The following is a 15,518-nucleotide window of genomic DNA, read 5'->3' as shown; positions in this document are numbered from 1 at the left end:
TTTTTTCCTTGGGACGTTTTTTTCTTGGGACGTATTTTCTCAAGCATCCATGAGACCCAACCGTGGGGGCTTCCACTGACAGGCCGGCGCCTTCACAACAGCTTCGCGCGGACGAACAGCGCACGCAAGGCGTCGGTCGCCTGCACGGTCAGCATCGCGTTATCAGCGGCGCCCTGCAGTGCTTGCACGGCTTCGGCATGCAGCGCGCGGAATTCGATCCATTCGATCGAGGAGAGATTGGTGATGAAGCGATAGGCCTGGCCGACGGTGGCGATCGACACCGTTTTGCCGTTCAGGCTGATCTTGAAGAGCGCCCGCAGCGGGGTGTCGGAATCGGCGGTATCGCCCGCAACTGCGGTCATGACGGAGATGGCGAACGCCGCGACGCGGTGAGGCCTTCGCGCAGACTCGGCACGACGACGAGCCGCTTGACCTCGCCGTTCCGGTAGGCCTGCAGGAACCTGTCGTAGTCCTTGATCGAGACGCAGCCGTTGGAATCACCGTTCGGCCCGAGCAGGTAGCTGTGCACGAGCAGGCCCGTTCGCCCGTGCATTTCGTTTTCGCCGATCGGGGTCATACGCAGCGCCGCGACGCCGTGAAACAGTTTCTCGCGCGGCTTCAAATCGTAAACGTTCGGCGGGGTCGCGCCGACCATGCGCTGGTCGACATGTGCCGGATTGTCCATCAGGTTGCCCAGCCCTGAGTGTGCCTCGAGCTTGGTGCCGCTCGGCAGATAAACGGCGCGGGCCGAAATGTCGTAGACGGCGGTCTGACTGTCATAGCCTAGCGCCCCCAGATCCTTGCGCTCGCTGAGCAGCCCATCCCCCGGCGTCAACGAGGCCAGCGAGAAGCGCATCGGCACCAGATCGGCAAGCTTCTCGAACATGGTGCGGTTGTCGGACGAGACCGGCGGCGGATCGCTTCTCGCCGACTGAAGGTTGGCCATGACCGGCCGGGACCTCGGGAGCGGGATGGCCGCTTCGACGGTCGGGGCCGGCGGCGGAGGCTGCACGTTCTCCTCGCGCGATTGCTCCTCGCGCGATTGTCCGCCCAACAGGATTTCGATGTAGGCGAACTCCGCATCGAAGTCCGCGCGCTGGGGGCGGGCGGCGGCACGCCAGGGATAGTTGATGGTCAGCGAACGCCGCACCGAGGCGGTGCCGAAGCGCTCGTCGAACGAGGATGTGCTGCCGACATTCGCGGATGCGGGCTTGATCAAGCCGACCACGTCGAAATCGGTCACCCAGGCGGCCAACCCCAATGCCATGGCGAGCGCCGCCGTCCCGAATGCCATCTCACGGAGCAATCGGGTACCGCGGCTTGACGCAAGCCCGGCTGCGCTGGTCTTGGCTCTATCCATTCGTCCCCGGATCGGCGCTTCTGAATCGAATGATTCCTAAGGGATTCACCGAATAAGTCCCACCATAATGCAAACCAAAGTAAGGCATAATCGAGACAATCGCTCACGGCTATCATGACCGGCCGAATTCACAGGTTCAAGCCTCGTATTGGTAAACGAGCCGGGGTTTTCGCCAGCAGAGCCGCGCTCAAGGCCGGAGAATTGGATTGGTATTCGGTGCCGGCGCCTCTTCCATCTCGGCGTCCTCTGGCAGCTTATCGCCATGTACGGCCAGCGCCGGCCCGATCCAGATCGGATCGGCCAGATGATCGCGGCGCGGGTTGGTCGTATTCGGATGGACCAGAACGCTCAGATTGCCATGGTTGAGCATCAGCCAAGGGACCAGTTCGGGGAATATCTCGCGGGCGAAGGCGACCTGGTACATGGCCTGATCGTGCGGGCCGACCTTGACGTCGTGCCACCGTCCGAGCGTGACCGAAAAGCGCTCGCCGATCCACGTGCGCAGTTGCTCGGCCTCCGCCCGCGTGGTCGCCGGATCGTAGTAGATGTGGGCGTGATAGCTGGCGATTTCGCCTAGTGGTCGCGGACCGCTCGAACCGGGCTCACCTGTCATTGCCTTCGCTCCACGCCATCGTTGGACCCGGCCGATGATCGCTGCAACCGGGGGCGTGGTCAATGTCAGCCCGTTCGCTTCTGGCCGCCCTCGAAGACGGTCATACCAGCGGCGGGGTCGAGATCAACCTCGGTCGCTTCCGTCAGCCGCGCCATCGTCATGTAGAAGCCGATCGCAAGGATCGATTCGACGATCTCCTGCTCGCTGAAATGCCTGCGCATGGCGGCAAAGACCGGTTCAGCGACGCGCACGTTCTCGATCACTTCGCGGCCGAACGCCAGCAGCGCCTGTTCGGCGGCATTGAAGGCGGCGTCCTCGTATTTGCCCTGTTCGATGCAGTCGATCTGCCGCTGGGTAACGCCGACGCCGAGCGCGATCGGAACATGCTGCCGCCACTCATATTCGCCGTGCTCCCATTGCGCGACCTGAAGAATCAGCAATTCGCGATTGACGTGGCTGAGCTTCTGGCGGTGCAGGATCGAATTGGCGAACCGCATCGCCGGAATGAAATTGGCCTCGGCATGCGCCATCATGCGGAAGATGTTCAATACGACCGGCATCCTGTCAAACGACGCACGCACATCGCCGCTGGTTGTCGCCGGATCGATCAGGGGAAGTCTGGCCATTCGCCTCTCCTTGCGCTTGCCGTTCTTATTGGCGGACGCTTCCGCGCTCTGGTTACTTCACGGTGGTTACTTCACGGTTGCCGGATCGCGCATCGCTCAGCGGCCACCCACTTCGCGGATCGGATCGGAGCCGTCCCAATCGGCGGCAACCCGGCGGATGTGCTCGAAGAAACTTCCCTTGCTTCCGCTGATGTCTGAAATCTCCACCACGGTGCCGGGATGGGCTTGGGTATCGAAATACGCGAAGCGGCCTTTTTCGCCGCCGATCTGGCCCTCGTGTCCCACTTTATAGCCAAGCGACAGAGCGCGGTCGTAGAGGGCCTGATATTCGCGGGTCCAGTACGACATATGCTGCAAGCCCTCGCGACCGGAATCGAGAAACTCTTTGTACATCGAGGGCGCGTCGTTGCGCTGCTGGATCAGCTCGATCTGGACATCGCCGGAATTGGCGAGCGCTACGCTCATCTCCATGGCGGAGTCCTGGCCGCGGTGGCGGAAGTAATCGGTCTTGACTTTGTCGATATAGTACCAGGGCCCGACGCCAATCACATTGACCCAATGATCCATGGCGGCTCGGATATCGCGGACGACATATCCGTTCTGGCAGACTGCACCAAAGATACGGCTCATCACGACCTCCCGTCTGCTGCCGGCGGTGTATCTCTCCGCCTCTTGTTTCTTATTGATGCCGCCGTTCAGCGACGCGAAGATCGAGGTCAAGTGCCAGCAGCGCATTGGATCGAAGAGCCGGAGGGGTGGCGCCGCGAGTCGCACCGTTCGTATGGAGAGAGCCCCCACCCGGATCGCACCGATGATGCGATCCGACCTCCCCCGCAAGCGGGAGAGGTGAAGCCACGCCCGTATCGCACTCAGCTCGCCTTCCCGAACAGCAGGGGCAACTGACGCGGGCCGCGAACGGTGCCTTCCGACCATGTAACCTTGCCGGCCGGGTCGAGCCTGAAATCCGGAATCCGCTTCAGCCATTCCTCGATCGCAACCGTCATTTCCATGCGAGCGAGGTTGGAGCCGACGCAGCGATGAATACCGAGGCCAAACGCGGCGTGGCGGTTCTCCTTGCGGTCGATGACCACCTTGTCGGCATCGGGGAACATGGCGGGATCGCGGTTGGCGGCCGGGAACGACAGCAGCACCATGTTGCCGGGCCTGACCGGGCAGCCGCTGACCGTCGTCTCCTTCATCACCTCACGTGCCATCGTCACCGGTGAGTAGGCGCGCAGCAATTCCTCAACTGCGAGCGGCATCAGCTCCGGCTCCTTGACGAGGCGCTCGCGGTCCGCGGGCGTCTTGGCCAGATGCCACAGCGAGGACCCGATCGCGCTCCAGGTGGTGTCGATGCCGGCGATCAACAGCAGCCGCAGCGAACCCAGCACGTGTTCGTCAGCCAACGGATTTCCATCCTTGTCTTTCGCCTTCATCAGGGTCGAGATCAGATCGTCGGTCGGATTCTTCTTGCGTTGCTCGATCTGGCCGGCGAAATAGCCAGTCATCTCCTTCACCGCCTCCATCAGCGCGTTGTCGTCCTTGATGCCGAGTTCAAGGATGCCGTGAATCCATTTGATGAAGAGGTCGCCGTCCTTCTCGGGAATCCCGAGCATGTGCGCGATGGCGCGCACCGGAATGTGCTTGGTGTAGCGGGCGGCGGCGTCGCATTTGCCGTCGGCAATGAACTCGTCGATCAGCTCGTTGCAGATCGCGCGGACCCGCGGCTCCAGCTTCTTCATCGCGTCCGGGGTGAAAGGCGGCAGCAGAATCTGCTTGGCCGGCTTGTGCTCGGGCGGGTCGGAGGTGATCGGCGGCGCGCGGGCCGTAATCTCCGGGCGAACGTCGCGCACGATCACGCGTCGGGACGAAAAGTGCTCGGTGTCGTAGGCGATTTCCTTCACCGCCTGGTACGTGGTCGGCATGTAGCAGCCGAGAAACCGGTCGGTATGAACGACCGGCGAAGCCGCGCGCAGCTCTTCCCAGATCGGAAACGGATCTTCCGTCCACACCGGGTCGGTATGGTCGAAATCGTTGATCCAGTCGGTGACTGGCGGATGCTCGGGCATGATCCTGGCGGAATCGGACATCGGAGCAATTCCTCTGCTTGGTTAGTTCAGATCGTAATGGATGAAAGATCCGCGACCGGATTATTCTTCGGTCACCTCGATGGCAATTTCCGGACAGTTACTCTGGGCGAGCCAGGCCTTGTCTTCCAGGCCCGCAGGCACAGAACCGTCGCCTGTTTCGTGCGCGTTGCCGAATTCGTCGAGCTCGAACAGTTCGGGGGCCAGTGATTTACAGCGCGCGTGTCCCTGGCATTTGTCCTGGTCGACGCGGATCTTCAGCTTTGCAGCCATCGCAGCGTTCCCCTCTTTGTGGCGCGCATTGTCTCGCGCGGCCTTTCGTCGGCGCAGCGGCACAGATCCGCCGCAGCACCGCGAAGTTATATCGTATTACATTCGCGTTGCCGTTGTGCTGTCAAGGCAAAAGTTATAGATCATGGAACTGAATGTCACCTCGACCCGCACGTAAAGCGCTGAATGCCTACCACCATGGGGATCTTCGTGATGCCCTGGTTCAAGCCGCGTTGCATGAAGTGGAACTAGGTGGTCCCGAAGCGATCAGCATCAGCGCGCTGGCCAAGAAACTCGGCGTCTCGCAGCCGGCGCCCTACAAGCATTTCGCCGATCGCGAGACGCTGCTGACGGCCGTGACGGCCGAAGCGTTTCGCCAGTTCAGCGCCATGATGCGTGCGGCGCTTGAAAAGCCGTCGAAGCAGTCGAAGCTGTCGCGTTTCGCGCAGCTCACGCTTGATTTCGGCCTGCGCCGCAACGGCATCTATCGCCTGATGTTCGCGTCTCGAACCATGGCATGCGCGCCGAAAGGCAGCGAGCTGCATAGTGCCGCAATGGAGACCTTCGAGCTCCTGGTAGAGGCGCTGGAGGCGCCCGCTGTAGAACTGTTGCGCGAGCGGAGCGCGCTCAAGGTCTGGGCCTCACTACACGGCGTGGTCATGCTCGCCGAACAGGGATTGCTCACCGGCCAGGCTGCCCATGTCAGCCGGGAAGAACTGGTCGAGGACATTGTGGCGGAAACCAAGCTCGCGCTGTCCGTTGCCATCGAGAAGGCCGGCAAGGCTGGTTCATGACGGCCAAGACTCCGACGGCCAAGATTCCGACGGCCAAGGCTCCGACGGCCGCGCCTCACATTGCCGACAATACCGACCTTTATGGCGGTATCGCGCTTGGCATCGCCGCAGCCGCAGCGCTCATCGTCGCTAACTCACCACTCGGGCCGGAGTATCAGGCGCTGTTGCATACGACCGGCGAGGTGCGGATCGCATCGATCGGACTGAGCAAGACGCTCGAACACTGGATCAACGACGGCTTGATGGCGGTGTTCTTTCTGCTGGTCGGCCTCGAGATCAAACGCGAGGCGATCGAGGGTGCGCTGGCGAGCCCGAAGAAAGCGGCATTGCCCGTGATCGCCGCGTTCGGCGGATTTGTCACGCCGGCCGCCATTTTTGCCGCGATCAACTGGGGCGATGCCGAGGCGTTGCGCGGCTGGGCCATACCGGCAGCCACCGACATCGCCTTTGCGCTCGGCGTCTGCGCCATGCTGGGACGCAAGGTACCGGCCTCGCTAAAGACTTTTCTGTTGGCCCTCGCGATCATCGACGACCTCATGGCTATCATCGTCATCGCGATGTTCTATGCTGCCGACCTTTCGGTTCTGGCGCTGGGGCTCGGCGCACTCGGCATCGCTGCGCTTGTGGTCCTCAACCTGCTCGATGTGCGAAGGCCCGCATTCTATTTGATCGCCGGCCTTTTCACCTGGGTCTGCGTGCTCAAATCCGGCGTGCATGCGACACTTGCCGGTGTCGCTGTCGGCTTCGCGATGCCGCTGACCCGGCATAATGGCCACAGCCTGCTCGAGGACACCGAACATGCACTCAAGCCGTGGGTCAGTTTCGCCATCGTGCCGCTCTTTGCCTTCGCCAATGCAGGCGTATCGTTTCATGGGCTGACCTTGGAAAAGCTGACAGGGCCGATACCACTTGGGATCATCGCGGGGCTGTTCATCGGCAAGCAGATCGGCGTCTTCGGCGCCTCTCTGCTCGCCGTCAGGCTGGGCCTCGCTGCGATGCCGGACGGGGCCACGACGACGAAATTCTATGCCACGGCCATCCTGACCGGCATCGGTTTCACCATGAGCCTCTTCATCGGAACGCTCGCGTTCGACGACGAAGTCGTCCTCGCGCAGGTCCGCCTCGGCGTTCTCCTGGCATCTCTGCTGTCCGGCATCATAGCGGCCGTGATGTTCTCCATCATCGGGAAGTCCAACGGAATTTCTTCGAAATGACGGAAAGATCCGGCGAACTCGTCACCGACACATGACGCCTTTGCCCTGCCCCGGGCCCCAGAATCCCTTGACCTCGGTTTTGTCCACGCGGCGCAAACGCGCCACACCTGCCGCAAGATCGAGGGCCCGCGCGGCGACCGCTGCTTGTATTCGCCGCGGCCAAATGGTCATGTGGGCCAGTCAAAGGCGGCGTCGATTGAGCACCAGTATTACCAAGTCCACTGCACCTCGGCGGCTGAGGTTCGCGCCAGCGCGATCCGTCAGAAGCCTGGCGCTCGGCGTGCTGGTGTCGTTCTGCCTTTCAGGTCTGGCCCTCGGAAAAGACAAAGACGACGATGAGGAAGATGCGGCCACAACCAAGCCGGCCCTGCCGAACTTCTACCTCGATATGAGAACCATCTACTCGACGCTGCCTGCCGGCTCGCTCTCGATCGGATTCAGCGCGCCTCCGTTGTTATCGAGGCTGGCGAACCTTTCCTCGCTCCGAACCCGGACCTCGCCGTCCAGCCAGAGCGTCTCGGTCGACCTGCCCTTGACCGTCGATGTCAACGATTGGCTCTCGGTGTATGGCGGGGTCAGCGGAGCCACCTCGCAGGCGGGTACCGATCCCTGGACGACGTTCTCGATCTACGCCTTTACCGTCGGATTTCAGGCCGACATCTATCAGCAGAACGGCGGAACGTTTCCGACCATCACCATCCAAGCCAACGCGACGCGATCGATTTCCGACGCGCCGCTGGCCACGACGGCCTACAACACCATCCTCGAGGCGGACTACGCGCTGAACGCGGATGAAACGCGCGGGCTGCTCGCTGGCGCGCAATACGCCAGAGTCTTCGTCGATACCCCGCTCGCCCGCGTCAGCCCCGATATCATGGGCTATGTCGGCGGCTATTATCAGTGGGACAACAACTGGAAGCTTACCGGCCGCTTCGGCGTGCAGCACTTCGGCGGCGCGCAGCTCCTGAACCTGACGCCGTTTGCCGCGTTCACCCAGCCGATCGTGCGGTTCGACCTCGACCGTATGGACGACGACGACAACCGACTGTTCGGCATTACCGCGCAGATCGCCTGGACGCCGAAGCCATCGTATCAGCTAACGCTGCGAACGCCGCTCTACGCGATCAAGAATTAGCGGCGGGTGCGGCCGGTTTCATGCCGGATGCGGGTCGCGCACGGCCGCGCCGCGCAAAAGCTTCCCGATCTCCGGCTTGCAGGCGCCGCAATTGGTGCCGGCCTTCAGGCGCCGGCCAACGTCGTCGACGCTGGCCGCACCTTTCTGGATTTCGGCGGATATCTGATGCTGCCCCACGCCGAAGCACGAGCAGACGATGGGTCCGACGTCTTGAGCGGCATCGAGCGGCTGTCCCGTCAGCAACGACATCCGCGCACTCGGTGACAACTCCTGTTCCGCGAACAGGCCGGAGAGCCACGACCGCGAAACCAGCCTGTGATCGGGTGCGATGAACACGCAACCCTCCAGCCGGCCGTCGCGAACAGCGGCGTAGCGGAAGCGGCCAACCTTCGGATCGCGATAGGCGATCCACTCGATGTCGTGCCCGACGCGGAGTTGCGCCCGCGCCCAATCGCGCCAGCTCGGCGGCCGCTCGTCGCCAGCGAGCTCCATCCGCCAGCACGTCCCTGAAAGGCCGCCGACCCAGTAACCCGCTTCGGGATGCTCGATCTCCCGGCGGCTGAGGATGAAAGCATGCCATTTCGGCAAGTAAGCCGCCGCCTTGACCGGCGTGTGTTTGGACTCCGGCTGTCCGGAGATCGGATCGGTCGCCGGATTGACCAGCGCGTTGACCCGGCCGTCGCCGGCATACTCACCATTCCAGTGCATCGGCACGAACACGCAGCCGCGCCGCTGCTCGGCGGCAACGACGACGCGCGCCACCATCTCGCCCCACGGGCTGGTCAGCCGCGCAAGCCCGCCATTCTCCACGCCGGCTGCGCGTGCGTCGTCGGGGTGGAATTCCGCACAGGGCTCGAAGATGTGCGCCAGCAGCCGCGGCGATTTCCCGGTCCGCGTCATGGTGTGCCATTGATCGCGGACCCGCCCGGTATTGAGCACCAGCGGATAGTCGCGGCTGGTCGCGTTCACGGCAGCACGCGGCGTCACCGGCACGAAACGGGCTTTGCGGTCGGCAGTAAAGAATTCGCGCGTTTCGAACATCCGCGGCGTGCCGGTCGGATATTCGCGCGTCACAGGCCATTGGATCGGAGTAAGCGCATCGTAAGCGCGGTCGTCGAGCGTGTTCAGGGCGGACAGATCGAAATCGCGCGTCCCGTTATTCTCGAAACTCGAAAGCCCGGCGTGCTCGCGGAAGATCGCCGCAGCACTCGGATAGTCGAACCCCGAAAAGCCCATGCGCCGGGCGACGTCGCAGACGGTCCGCCAATCGGCTCTTGCAGCGCCGGGCGCCGGCAAGAACGGTCGCTGCCGGGAAATGCGGCGTTCGGAATTGGTGACGGTGCCGTCCTTTTCGCCCCAGGTGAGCGCCGGCAGCAATACGTGAGCGTGACGCGTGGTGTCGGTATGCCGCATGCAATCGGACACGACGACGAGCTCGCATGCCTCGAGCGCGCGGCGCACGCGATCGGCATCCGGCAGGCTGACCAGCGGATTGGTGGACATGATCCAGACCGCCTTGATGCGCCGATCGGCAATCGCGTCGAACATGTCGATGGCCTTGAGGCCCTGCTTGTCCGCGATCACAGGCGATTGCCAGAAGCGTTGAACGATGTCGCGGTGCTGCGGGTTCTCGATCTCCATATGGGCGGCGAGCTGGTTGGCCAGCCCGCCGACTTCCCGGCCGCCCATGGCGTTGGGTTGTCCAGTCAGCGAGAACGGCCCCATACCGGGCCGCCCGATGCGGCCGGTCAACAAATGACAATTGATGATCGAGTTGACCTTGTCAACGCCACTGCTCGACTGGTTGATACCTTGCGAATAGAGCGTGACCACCCGCTCGGTTTTGGCAAACCAGTCGAAGAACAACGCCACTGCGCCCTCGCCCAGCCCACAGATGTCGGCCGTCTGTGCGACCGTCTGGCCGGCGACCTGCCGCAGCGCGGCTTCGGCGCCAGTGGTGAAGCCATCCACGAAGGCGCGATCGATGGCATTGCGCGATGCAAGATGCGCGAGCAACCCGTTGAACAGCACGGAGTCGCTGCCCGAGCGAAGCGGCAGGTGCAGATCGGCGCCGTCACATGTCGCGGTCCGCCGCGGGTCGATCACGACGATGCGGCACGCGGGGTTGCTGGCCTTGGCCGCCACCATGCGCTGGTAGAGGATCGGATGGCACCAGGCGGCATTGGAGCCGACGAGGACCAGGAGATCGGCGGTTTCGAGGTCCGCATAGCAACCCGGAACGGTGTCGCTGCCGAACGCACGCTTGTGGCCTGCCACGCTCGAGGCCATGCACAGCCGCGAGTTGGTGTCGATGTTCGCAGTGCCGATGAAGCCCTTGGCGAGCTTGTTGATGACGTAATAGTCTTCGGTGAGAATCTGGCCGGAGACATAGAAGGCGACCGAATCCGGTCCATGCTCGCGGATGATTCTGCCAAATGCCTCCGCGACATGGTCGAGCGCCGTATCCCAGTTCGTTTCCTGTCCGTTGACCACAGGCGCGAGCAGCCGCCCCTCGAGGCCGATGGTCTCGGCGAGCGCCGAGCCTTTCGCGCACAGCCGCCCGAAATTGGCGGGATGAAGCGGATCGCCCCGGACGGTCACGGCGCCGGCGGGACCTCTGTCAGCGACAACGCCGCAGCCGACCCCGCAATACGGACAGGTTGTCTTCACTGCCACGGGCGATCACCCTCACTCGGCGGGCACAACCGCTGCCGTTTGGACGCTAAGCCAGACCATGCCGTTCTCCACCTTGGTCGGATGCGCGCGCGTGCATCCCTCGTCGGGCGCGACCGCCATGCCGCTTCTGAGCTCGATGACGAAATTGTGCAGCGGACAGGTGACGCGCTTGTTGTGGACGATGCCTTGCGACAACGGTCCGCCCTTGTGCGGACAGCGGTCGTCGAGCGCGAACACCTCGTCCTCGCTGGTCCGGAATACCGCAATGTCTCCCGAGGCCGTCCTCACCACGCGCGAGCCGAGAACGGGAATGTCGTTCAACGCCCCGATTTCGATCCATTTGGTCATGCGAGTTCGAGCTCCGCCAGCGGGGTGAATTCGTTACGGTCGACGCCGCGCTGGGCGCGCGCCGCCCAGGGATCGCTCTGCGAGAATTGCTGCGAATGGGCGAAGCGGCTGAACAGCGCCTTGCGGTTGGCGACATCGTCGACCACCTGCTTGCGGATCGCATCGAGGCCGACCCGATCGCACCACTTGTACATGCGCTCCAGATACCAGCCCTGTTCGCGATAAAGCTGAGTCAGCGCAGCAATGATTTCGAGCGTCTCCTCCTCCGTCGCTGCCTTGGCCAGGAATTCGGTTCCCTTGATGTGAAGACCGGCAGCGCCTGCGAAATGGATCTCGAATCCGGAATCGACGCAGACGACGCCGACGTCCTTGCAAGTCGCTTCCGCGCAGTTGCGCGGACAACCGGAGACCGCGAGTTTCACCTTGGCCGGCGTCCACGAGCCCCACATGAACTTCTCGAGCTTGATACCGAGGCCGGTCGAATCCTGCGTGCCGAAACGGCACCATTCCGATCCGACACAGGTCTTCACCGTGCGCAATCCCTTGGCATAGGCATGACCCGACACCATGCCTGCATTGTTAAGATCGGCCCAGACGGCGGGCAGGTCCTCCTTCTTCACGCCCAGAAGATCGATGCGCTGTCCGCCGGTCACCTTGACGGTCGGAATCTTGAACTTGTCCGCGACGTCGGCGATGGCGCGCAATTCATCCGGCGTCGTGACGCCGCCCCACATCCGCGGCACGACAGAGTACGTTCCGTCCTTCTGGATATTGGCGTGAACGCGCTCGTTGATGTAGCGCGACTGCTGATCGTCGCGATACTCGCCGGGCCAGGTGGCGAGCAGATAATAGTTCAGGGCAGGCCGGCAGGAGTGGCACCCGTTCGGCGTCTTCCAGTCCATGAACTTCATGACATCGGGGATGGTCTTCAATCCATTCTCGACGATGACGCGGCGCGCGTCATCGTGGCTGTGATCGGTGCACGCGCACATCGGCTTGACCTTCGGCGCCGCCGAATAGTCGCCGCCGAGCGTGAAAGCGAGAACCTGCTCGACCAGGCCGGTACAGGAGCCGCACGACGACGACGCCTTGGTGTGGGCACGCACGTCGTCGATCGTGAAGAGTTTCTTTTCGCTGATTGCCTTGACGATCGTTCCCTTGCAGACGCCGTTGCATCCGCAGATTTCCGTATCATCGCTCATGGCGGCGACCGAGTTCTTGCCGCTATGGCCACCGTCGCCGAGATTGGCGGCGCCGAACACCAGCCGCTCGCGCATCTGCGAAACGTCAGTGCCGTCGCGCAGATGCTGGAAGTACCACGGGCCGTCGATGGTATCGCCATAGAGCACGGCGCCGACGATCTTCTTGTCGCGCAGGATGATGCGCTTGTAGACGCCGCGGGAGGCGTCCTGCATGACGATCTCTTCCTTGTCCGCACCCGGCGCGAAGTCGCCGGCGGAGAACAGGTCGATCCCGGTCACCTTCAGCTTGGTCGAAACCACCGACCCGTCATAGGTGGCGAATCCCTTCATGGCGAGGTGGTTGGCGCAGACCTTGGCTTGGTCGAACAAGGGAGCCACGAGCCCGTAGGTCTGGCGCCGGTGCTGCACGCATTCGCCGACGGCGTAGATTCGGCCGTCGTAGGTCTGCATGGTGTCGGAGACCACGATGCCGCGCTCGCAATAGAGGCCCGCCTTGCGCGCCAGCTCGACATTCGGGCGGATGCCGACCGCCATCACGACCAGATCAGCAGGGATCTCTTCGCCGTCGGCGAAGCGCACACCGGTTACGCGATCCTCGCCGAGAATCGCCTCCGTTTGCGCCGGCATCTTGAACACCATGCCGCGCTCTTCCAGCGACTTGCGCAGCAATCCGCCCGCGACCTGATCGAGCTGGCGCTCCATCAGCGTGTCGAGCAGATGCACGACGGTGACGTTCATGCCGCGCTTCATCAGGCCGTTGGCCGCCTCGAGGCCGAGCAGACCGCCGCCGATCACGACGGCGTTCTTGAAGCTCGTCGAGGCCTGGACCATGTGCTCGACGTCCTGGATATCGCGAAAGCCGATGACGCCCCGGAGATCCTTGCCCGGAAGCGGCAACATGATCGGGTTCGAGCCGGTGGCGATCAGCAGGCGATCATAGGGTACGCGCGCGCCCTCTCTCGTCACGACTTCGCAGGTACGCCGATCGATCATCTCGATCATTTCGCCCTTGCGCAGCGTGATCCCGTTGTCCTCGTACCACTGCTCCGTGTTGAGCATGATGTCGTCGACGGTCTTCTCGCCGGCAAGCACGGGCGACAGCAGAATTCGGTTGTAGTTGCCGTATGGCTCGGAGCCGAACACGGTGATGTCATAGAGATGGGGCGCACGGTCCAGCAGCAATTCCACCGTGCGGATGCCGGCCATGCCGTTGCCGATCACCACCAACTTCGGCTTGTTTACTTTGTCGAGCATGCTCTGCCTTCTAATTCAGGTTCCGATGGCCCCGCTCGGCGACGCAACTCTGCATCGTCGATTGGCGAGAATTGTTGATGATTGAGGAGCGCCCATCGGCGGGCAGAGTATCGTCGACTATGACGATCGATATCTTGCATATTCAAGAGACGTGCCAACGCCGAACCCGTAATTCTTCGGGCGCAACACAGCGCTTCAGCCGATAAATCGGGAACTGGCTGCACCTTCGCGTGCATGGATGCCCAAAAAATCACCCGCAAGGGCTATCCATTGTGCACAACGCGAATACTTCACCGTGACTCGATGGCAATGTGCCCGTGGAAATAGCACGGCACCGGACTGGCGGCTTTCAGGAAAGCTTTTCCGTTAATACTTCGCACAGCATAATAAAACACCACACTGCACGTTCGGGCGGCTGGTTTTGCCAACAAACGGAGCAGCGGCCGCATTCGCGGCAGTTTGGGCGCACCCGGCAAGGTACTGCAAATACACGCTAAGTGGCGCGCTTCTTTGTCTGGCACGTGATTTGCTGACGCTGAGACCTAGAGTACGTCTCAACGACGAGCCGACTCGCTTCCCAAATTCCGTCTCTTTGTGCCGAGATCACCGCGCGGCCCGCGCGGTATCACAGGCCGCTGTTCGAGGCTGCTCGATGAAGTTTGCTGAATTCAAGAAGGCCGGCCACTGGCCCACGCTACTCGCCGCCTTTCTCTATTTCGACATAAGCTTCATGGCTTGGGTCGCGCTCGGTCCGTTGATCGTCTACATCGTGCATGACATGAACCTGGCCGTCGACGAGAAGTTCACGCTCGTCGCCATCCCGGTTCTGGCCGGCGCATTGCTGCGCGTGCCGATGGGCATTCTCGCCGATCTGTTCGGCGCCAAACGGACCGGAATTGTCGCGCAACTCGTCGTCATCGCCGCGACGTCCTGGGTTTGCTATTTCGGGCTCCCGAGCAAGCTGTCGGTCGAAATCTTCGGTCTCGCGCTCGGCATCGGCGGCGCTTCCTTCGCAGTGGCACTGCCGCAGGCGAGCCGCTGGTATCCGCCGCAATATCAGGGCGTGGTGATGGGGATCGCCGGCGCCGGCAACATGGGTGTCGTACTCGACACGATGTTCGCGCCGACGATTGCCGAGCTTTGGGGCTGGCAAGCCGTGTTCGGCGTGCTGCTCGTTCCGATGGTGCTGATCCTCGCCTACTACGCCTATGCCGCCAAGGACGCGCCCGGAGAGCGCAAACCGATTTCGCTGAAGGCCTATGGTACGCTGCTGCGCGACCCCGACAGCCGCTGGTTCATGTTCTTCTACTTCATCACCTTCGGCGGCTTCGTCGGACTGGCCAATGCGTTGCCACTGTATTTCACGGTGCAATATCACGTATCAGGCGTCGCGGCGGGCCTGCTGGTTTCCTTGATCGTCGCTTTCGGTTCGGGTTTCCGCCCCGTCGGCGGCCTGATCGCCGACCGCATCGGCGGCATCCGCTCACTGTCGATGTTCTTTGGCGTCGTCGTGGCGGCGTATCTCGTCATCGCCTTCATGCCGGAGGGGCCGGCCGCGCCAGCGGCTGCGGGTTGGGCGCTCACCGAAATGCCGCGGATCGCCTGGATGTCGGTGCTGCTATTCTCGATCGGAGTCCTCGCGCTCGGCATGGGCAATGGCGCAGTGTTCCAGCTTATTCCGCTCCGCTTCCGGCAGGAGATCGGCCTGATGACCGGCATGGTGGGTTGCGCCGGAGGCATCGGCGGCTTCTTCCTTGCCAAGGCCCTCGGCGTCGCCAAGGGCATGACCGGCGGCTTCGGCGCAGGCTTCCTGTTTTTCGGCCTGCTGGCGTTGCTTGGTTTCCTCGGACTTGCCATGGTCAAGGTGCGCTGGCGCACCACATGGGGCGCCGCATCGGGAGCGCGGGTCTGACGGCGCGCTGCTAAATTGACAGGTCGC

Annotated in this window: 14 protein-coding genes; 4 read left to right on the top strand and 10 right to left on the bottom strand. The window is 62.8% G+C overall.

Features of this window, described 5'->3' with window-relative positions:
- Nucleotides 1–92 precede the first annotated feature (92 nt).
- From V1290_RS27755 to V1290_RS27725, 7 genes are all read right to left on the bottom strand, one after another.
- Nucleotides 93–362 (bottom strand): hypothetical protein, encoded by a 270-nt coding sequence (locus V1290_RS27755; protein WP_334367316.1) that lies wholly within the window; start codon nucleotides 360–362, stop codon nucleotides 93–95.
- Nucleotides 359–1,294: a DUF2778 domain-containing protein gene (locus V1290_RS27750; protein ID WP_334367315.1), complete on the bottom strand. Its 936-nt coding sequence runs from the start codon at nucleotides 1,292–1,294 to the stop codon at nucleotides 359–361. The genes V1290_RS27755 and V1290_RS27750 overlap by 4 nt, the downstream gene beginning before the upstream one ends.
- Before the next feature lie 253 nt (nucleotides 1,295–1,547).
- Nucleotides 1,548–1,973 carry a DOPA 4,5-dioxygenase family protein gene (locus V1290_RS27745; protein WP_334367314.1) on the bottom strand — a complete coding sequence of 142 codons (426 nt, stop codon included), beginning with the start codon at nucleotides 1,971–1,973 and terminating at the stop codon, nucleotides 1,548–1,550.
- Between the two features lie 65 nt (nucleotides 1,974–2,038).
- Nucleotides 2,039–2,599 (bottom strand): carboxymuconolactone decarboxylase family protein, encoded by a 561-nt coding sequence (locus V1290_RS27740; RefSeq protein WP_334367313.1) that lies wholly within the window; start codon nucleotides 2,597–2,599, stop codon nucleotides 2,039–2,041.
- 96 nt (nucleotides 2,600–2,695) lie between these two features.
- Nucleotides 2,696–3,229, bottom strand: coding sequence for a VOC family protein (locus tag V1290_RS27735; RefSeq protein WP_334369195.1), 534 nt, complete (start codon nucleotides 3,227–3,229; stop codon nucleotides 2,696–2,698).
- A 239-nt stretch (nucleotides 3,230–3,468) separates the two neighbouring features.
- Nucleotides 3,469–4,668: a cytochrome P450 gene (locus V1290_RS27730; RefSeq protein WP_442895078.1), complete on the bottom strand. Its 1,200-nt coding sequence runs from the start codon at nucleotides 4,666–4,668 to the stop codon at nucleotides 3,469–3,471.
- An 81-nt stretch (nucleotides 4,669–4,749) separates the two neighbouring features.
- Entirely contained in the window at nucleotides 4,750–4,959 is a 210-nt protein-coding gene (locus V1290_RS27725; RefSeq protein WP_334367311.1) for a ferredoxin, read from the bottom strand.
- 152 nt (nucleotides 4,960–5,111) lie between these two features.
- Between V1290_RS27725 and V1290_RS27720 the strand changes: the two genes are divergently transcribed.
- The 3 genes from V1290_RS27720 to V1290_RS27710 all read left to right on the top strand — a co-directional run bounded on the left by V1290_RS27720 (nucleotide 5,112) and on the right by V1290_RS27710 (nucleotide 8,099).
- Nucleotides 5,112–5,750, top strand: a complete 639-nt coding sequence (locus V1290_RS27720; RefSeq protein ID WP_334367310.1) for a TetR/AcrR family transcriptional regulator — start codon at nucleotides 5,112–5,114, stop codon at nucleotides 5,748–5,750.
- A complete protein-coding gene (gene nhaA, locus V1290_RS27715; RefSeq protein ID WP_334367308.1) occupies nucleotides 5,747–6,964 on the top strand; it encodes a Na+/H+ antiporter NhaA in 1,218 nt (405 codons plus the stop codon). Before V1290_RS27720 ends, nhaA begins: the two co-directional genes overlap by 4 nt.
- Nucleotides 6,965–7,160: 196 nt before the next feature.
- Complete coding sequence (locus V1290_RS27710) at nucleotides 7,161–8,099, top strand: hypothetical protein (protein WP_334367307.1); 939 nt, start codon at nucleotides 7,161–7,163, stop codon at nucleotides 8,097–8,099.
- Between the two features lie 18 nt (nucleotides 8,100–8,117).
- Here the strand turns inward: V1290_RS27710 and V1290_RS27705 are convergent, their stop codons facing one another.
- The 3 genes from V1290_RS27705 to nirB are packed head-to-tail and all read right to left on the bottom strand — an operon-like array spanning nucleotide 8,118 to nucleotide 13,579.
- Entirely contained in the window at nucleotides 8,118–10,775 is a 2,658-nt protein-coding gene (locus V1290_RS27705; protein ID WP_334367306.1) for a nitrate reductase, read from the bottom strand.
- A gap of 12 nt (nucleotides 10,776–10,787) precedes the next feature.
- A complete protein-coding gene (nirD, locus tag V1290_RS27700; RefSeq protein ID WP_028349497.1) occupies nucleotides 10,788–11,123 on the bottom strand; it encodes a nitrite reductase small subunit NirD in 336 nt (111 codons plus the stop codon).
- Nucleotides 11,120–13,579: a nitrite reductase large subunit NirB gene (gene nirB, locus V1290_RS27695; RefSeq protein WP_334367305.1), complete on the bottom strand. Its 2,460-nt coding sequence runs from the start codon at nucleotides 13,577–13,579 to the stop codon at nucleotides 11,120–11,122. Before nirB ends, nirD begins: the two co-directional genes overlap by 4 nt.
- Before the next feature lie 652 nt (nucleotides 13,580–14,231).
- On the opposite strand from nirB, the gene V1290_RS27690 reads away from it, so the two are divergent.
- Nucleotides 14,232–15,491, top strand: a complete 1,260-nt coding sequence (locus tag V1290_RS27690) for an MFS transporter (protein WP_334367304.1) — start codon at nucleotides 14,232–14,234, stop codon at nucleotides 15,489–15,491.
- Nucleotides 15,492–15,518: the final 27 nt, after the last annotated feature.

Source organism: Bradyrhizobium sp. AZCC 1578 (genome assembly GCF_036924675.1).
Classification (GTDB): domain Bacteria; phylum Pseudomonadota; class Alphaproteobacteria; order Rhizobiales; family Xanthobacteraceae; genus Bradyrhizobium.
Note: the sequence above shows the minus strand (reverse complement) of the source record. Positions and strands in the feature narration are given on the sequence as shown.

Coding starts and splice junctions, on each gene's coding strand:
- V1290_RS27690 (WP_334367304.1), top strand. CDS start 14,232: ATGAAGTTTGCTGAATTCAAGAAGGCCGGCCACTGGCCCACGCTACTC.
- V1290_RS27725 (WP_334367311.1), bottom strand. CDS start 4,959: ATGGCTGCAAAGCTGAAGATCCGCGTCGACCAGGACAAATGCCAGGGA.
- V1290_RS27730 (WP_442895078.1), bottom strand. CDS start 4,668: ATGCCCGAGCATCCGCCAGTCACCGACTGGATCAACGATTTCGACCAT.
- V1290_RS27735 (WP_334369195.1), bottom strand. CDS start 3,229: ATGAGCCGTATCTTTGGTGCAGTCTGCCAGAACGGATATGTCGTCCGC.
- V1290_RS27720 (WP_334367310.1), top strand. CDS start 5,112: ATGTCACCTCGACCCGCACGTAAAGCGCTGAATGCCTACCACCATGGG.
- V1290_RS27740 (WP_334367313.1), bottom strand. CDS start 2,599: ATGGCCAGACTTCCCCTGATCGATCCGGCGACAACCAGCGGCGATGTG.
- V1290_RS27755 (WP_334367316.1), bottom strand. CDS start 362: ATGACCGCAGTTGCGGGCGATACCGCCGATTCCGACACCCCGCTGCGG.
- V1290_RS27750 (WP_334367315.1), bottom strand. CDS start 1,294: ATGGCATTCGGGACGGCGGCGCTCGCCATGGCATTGGGGTTGGCCGCC.
- nirD (WP_028349497.1), bottom strand. CDS start 11,123: ATGACCAAATGGATCGAAATCGGGGCGTTGAACGACATTCCCGTTCTC.
- nirB (WP_334367305.1), bottom strand. CDS start 13,579: ATGCTCGACAAAGTAAACAAGCCGAAGTTGGTGGTGATCGGCAACGGC.
- nhaA (WP_334367308.1), top strand. CDS start 5,747: ATGACGGCCAAGACTCCGACGGCCAAGATTCCGACGGCCAAGGCTCCG.
- V1290_RS27745 (WP_334367314.1), bottom strand. CDS start 1,973: ATGACAGGTGAGCCCGGTTCGAGCGGTCCGCGACCACTAGGCGAAATC.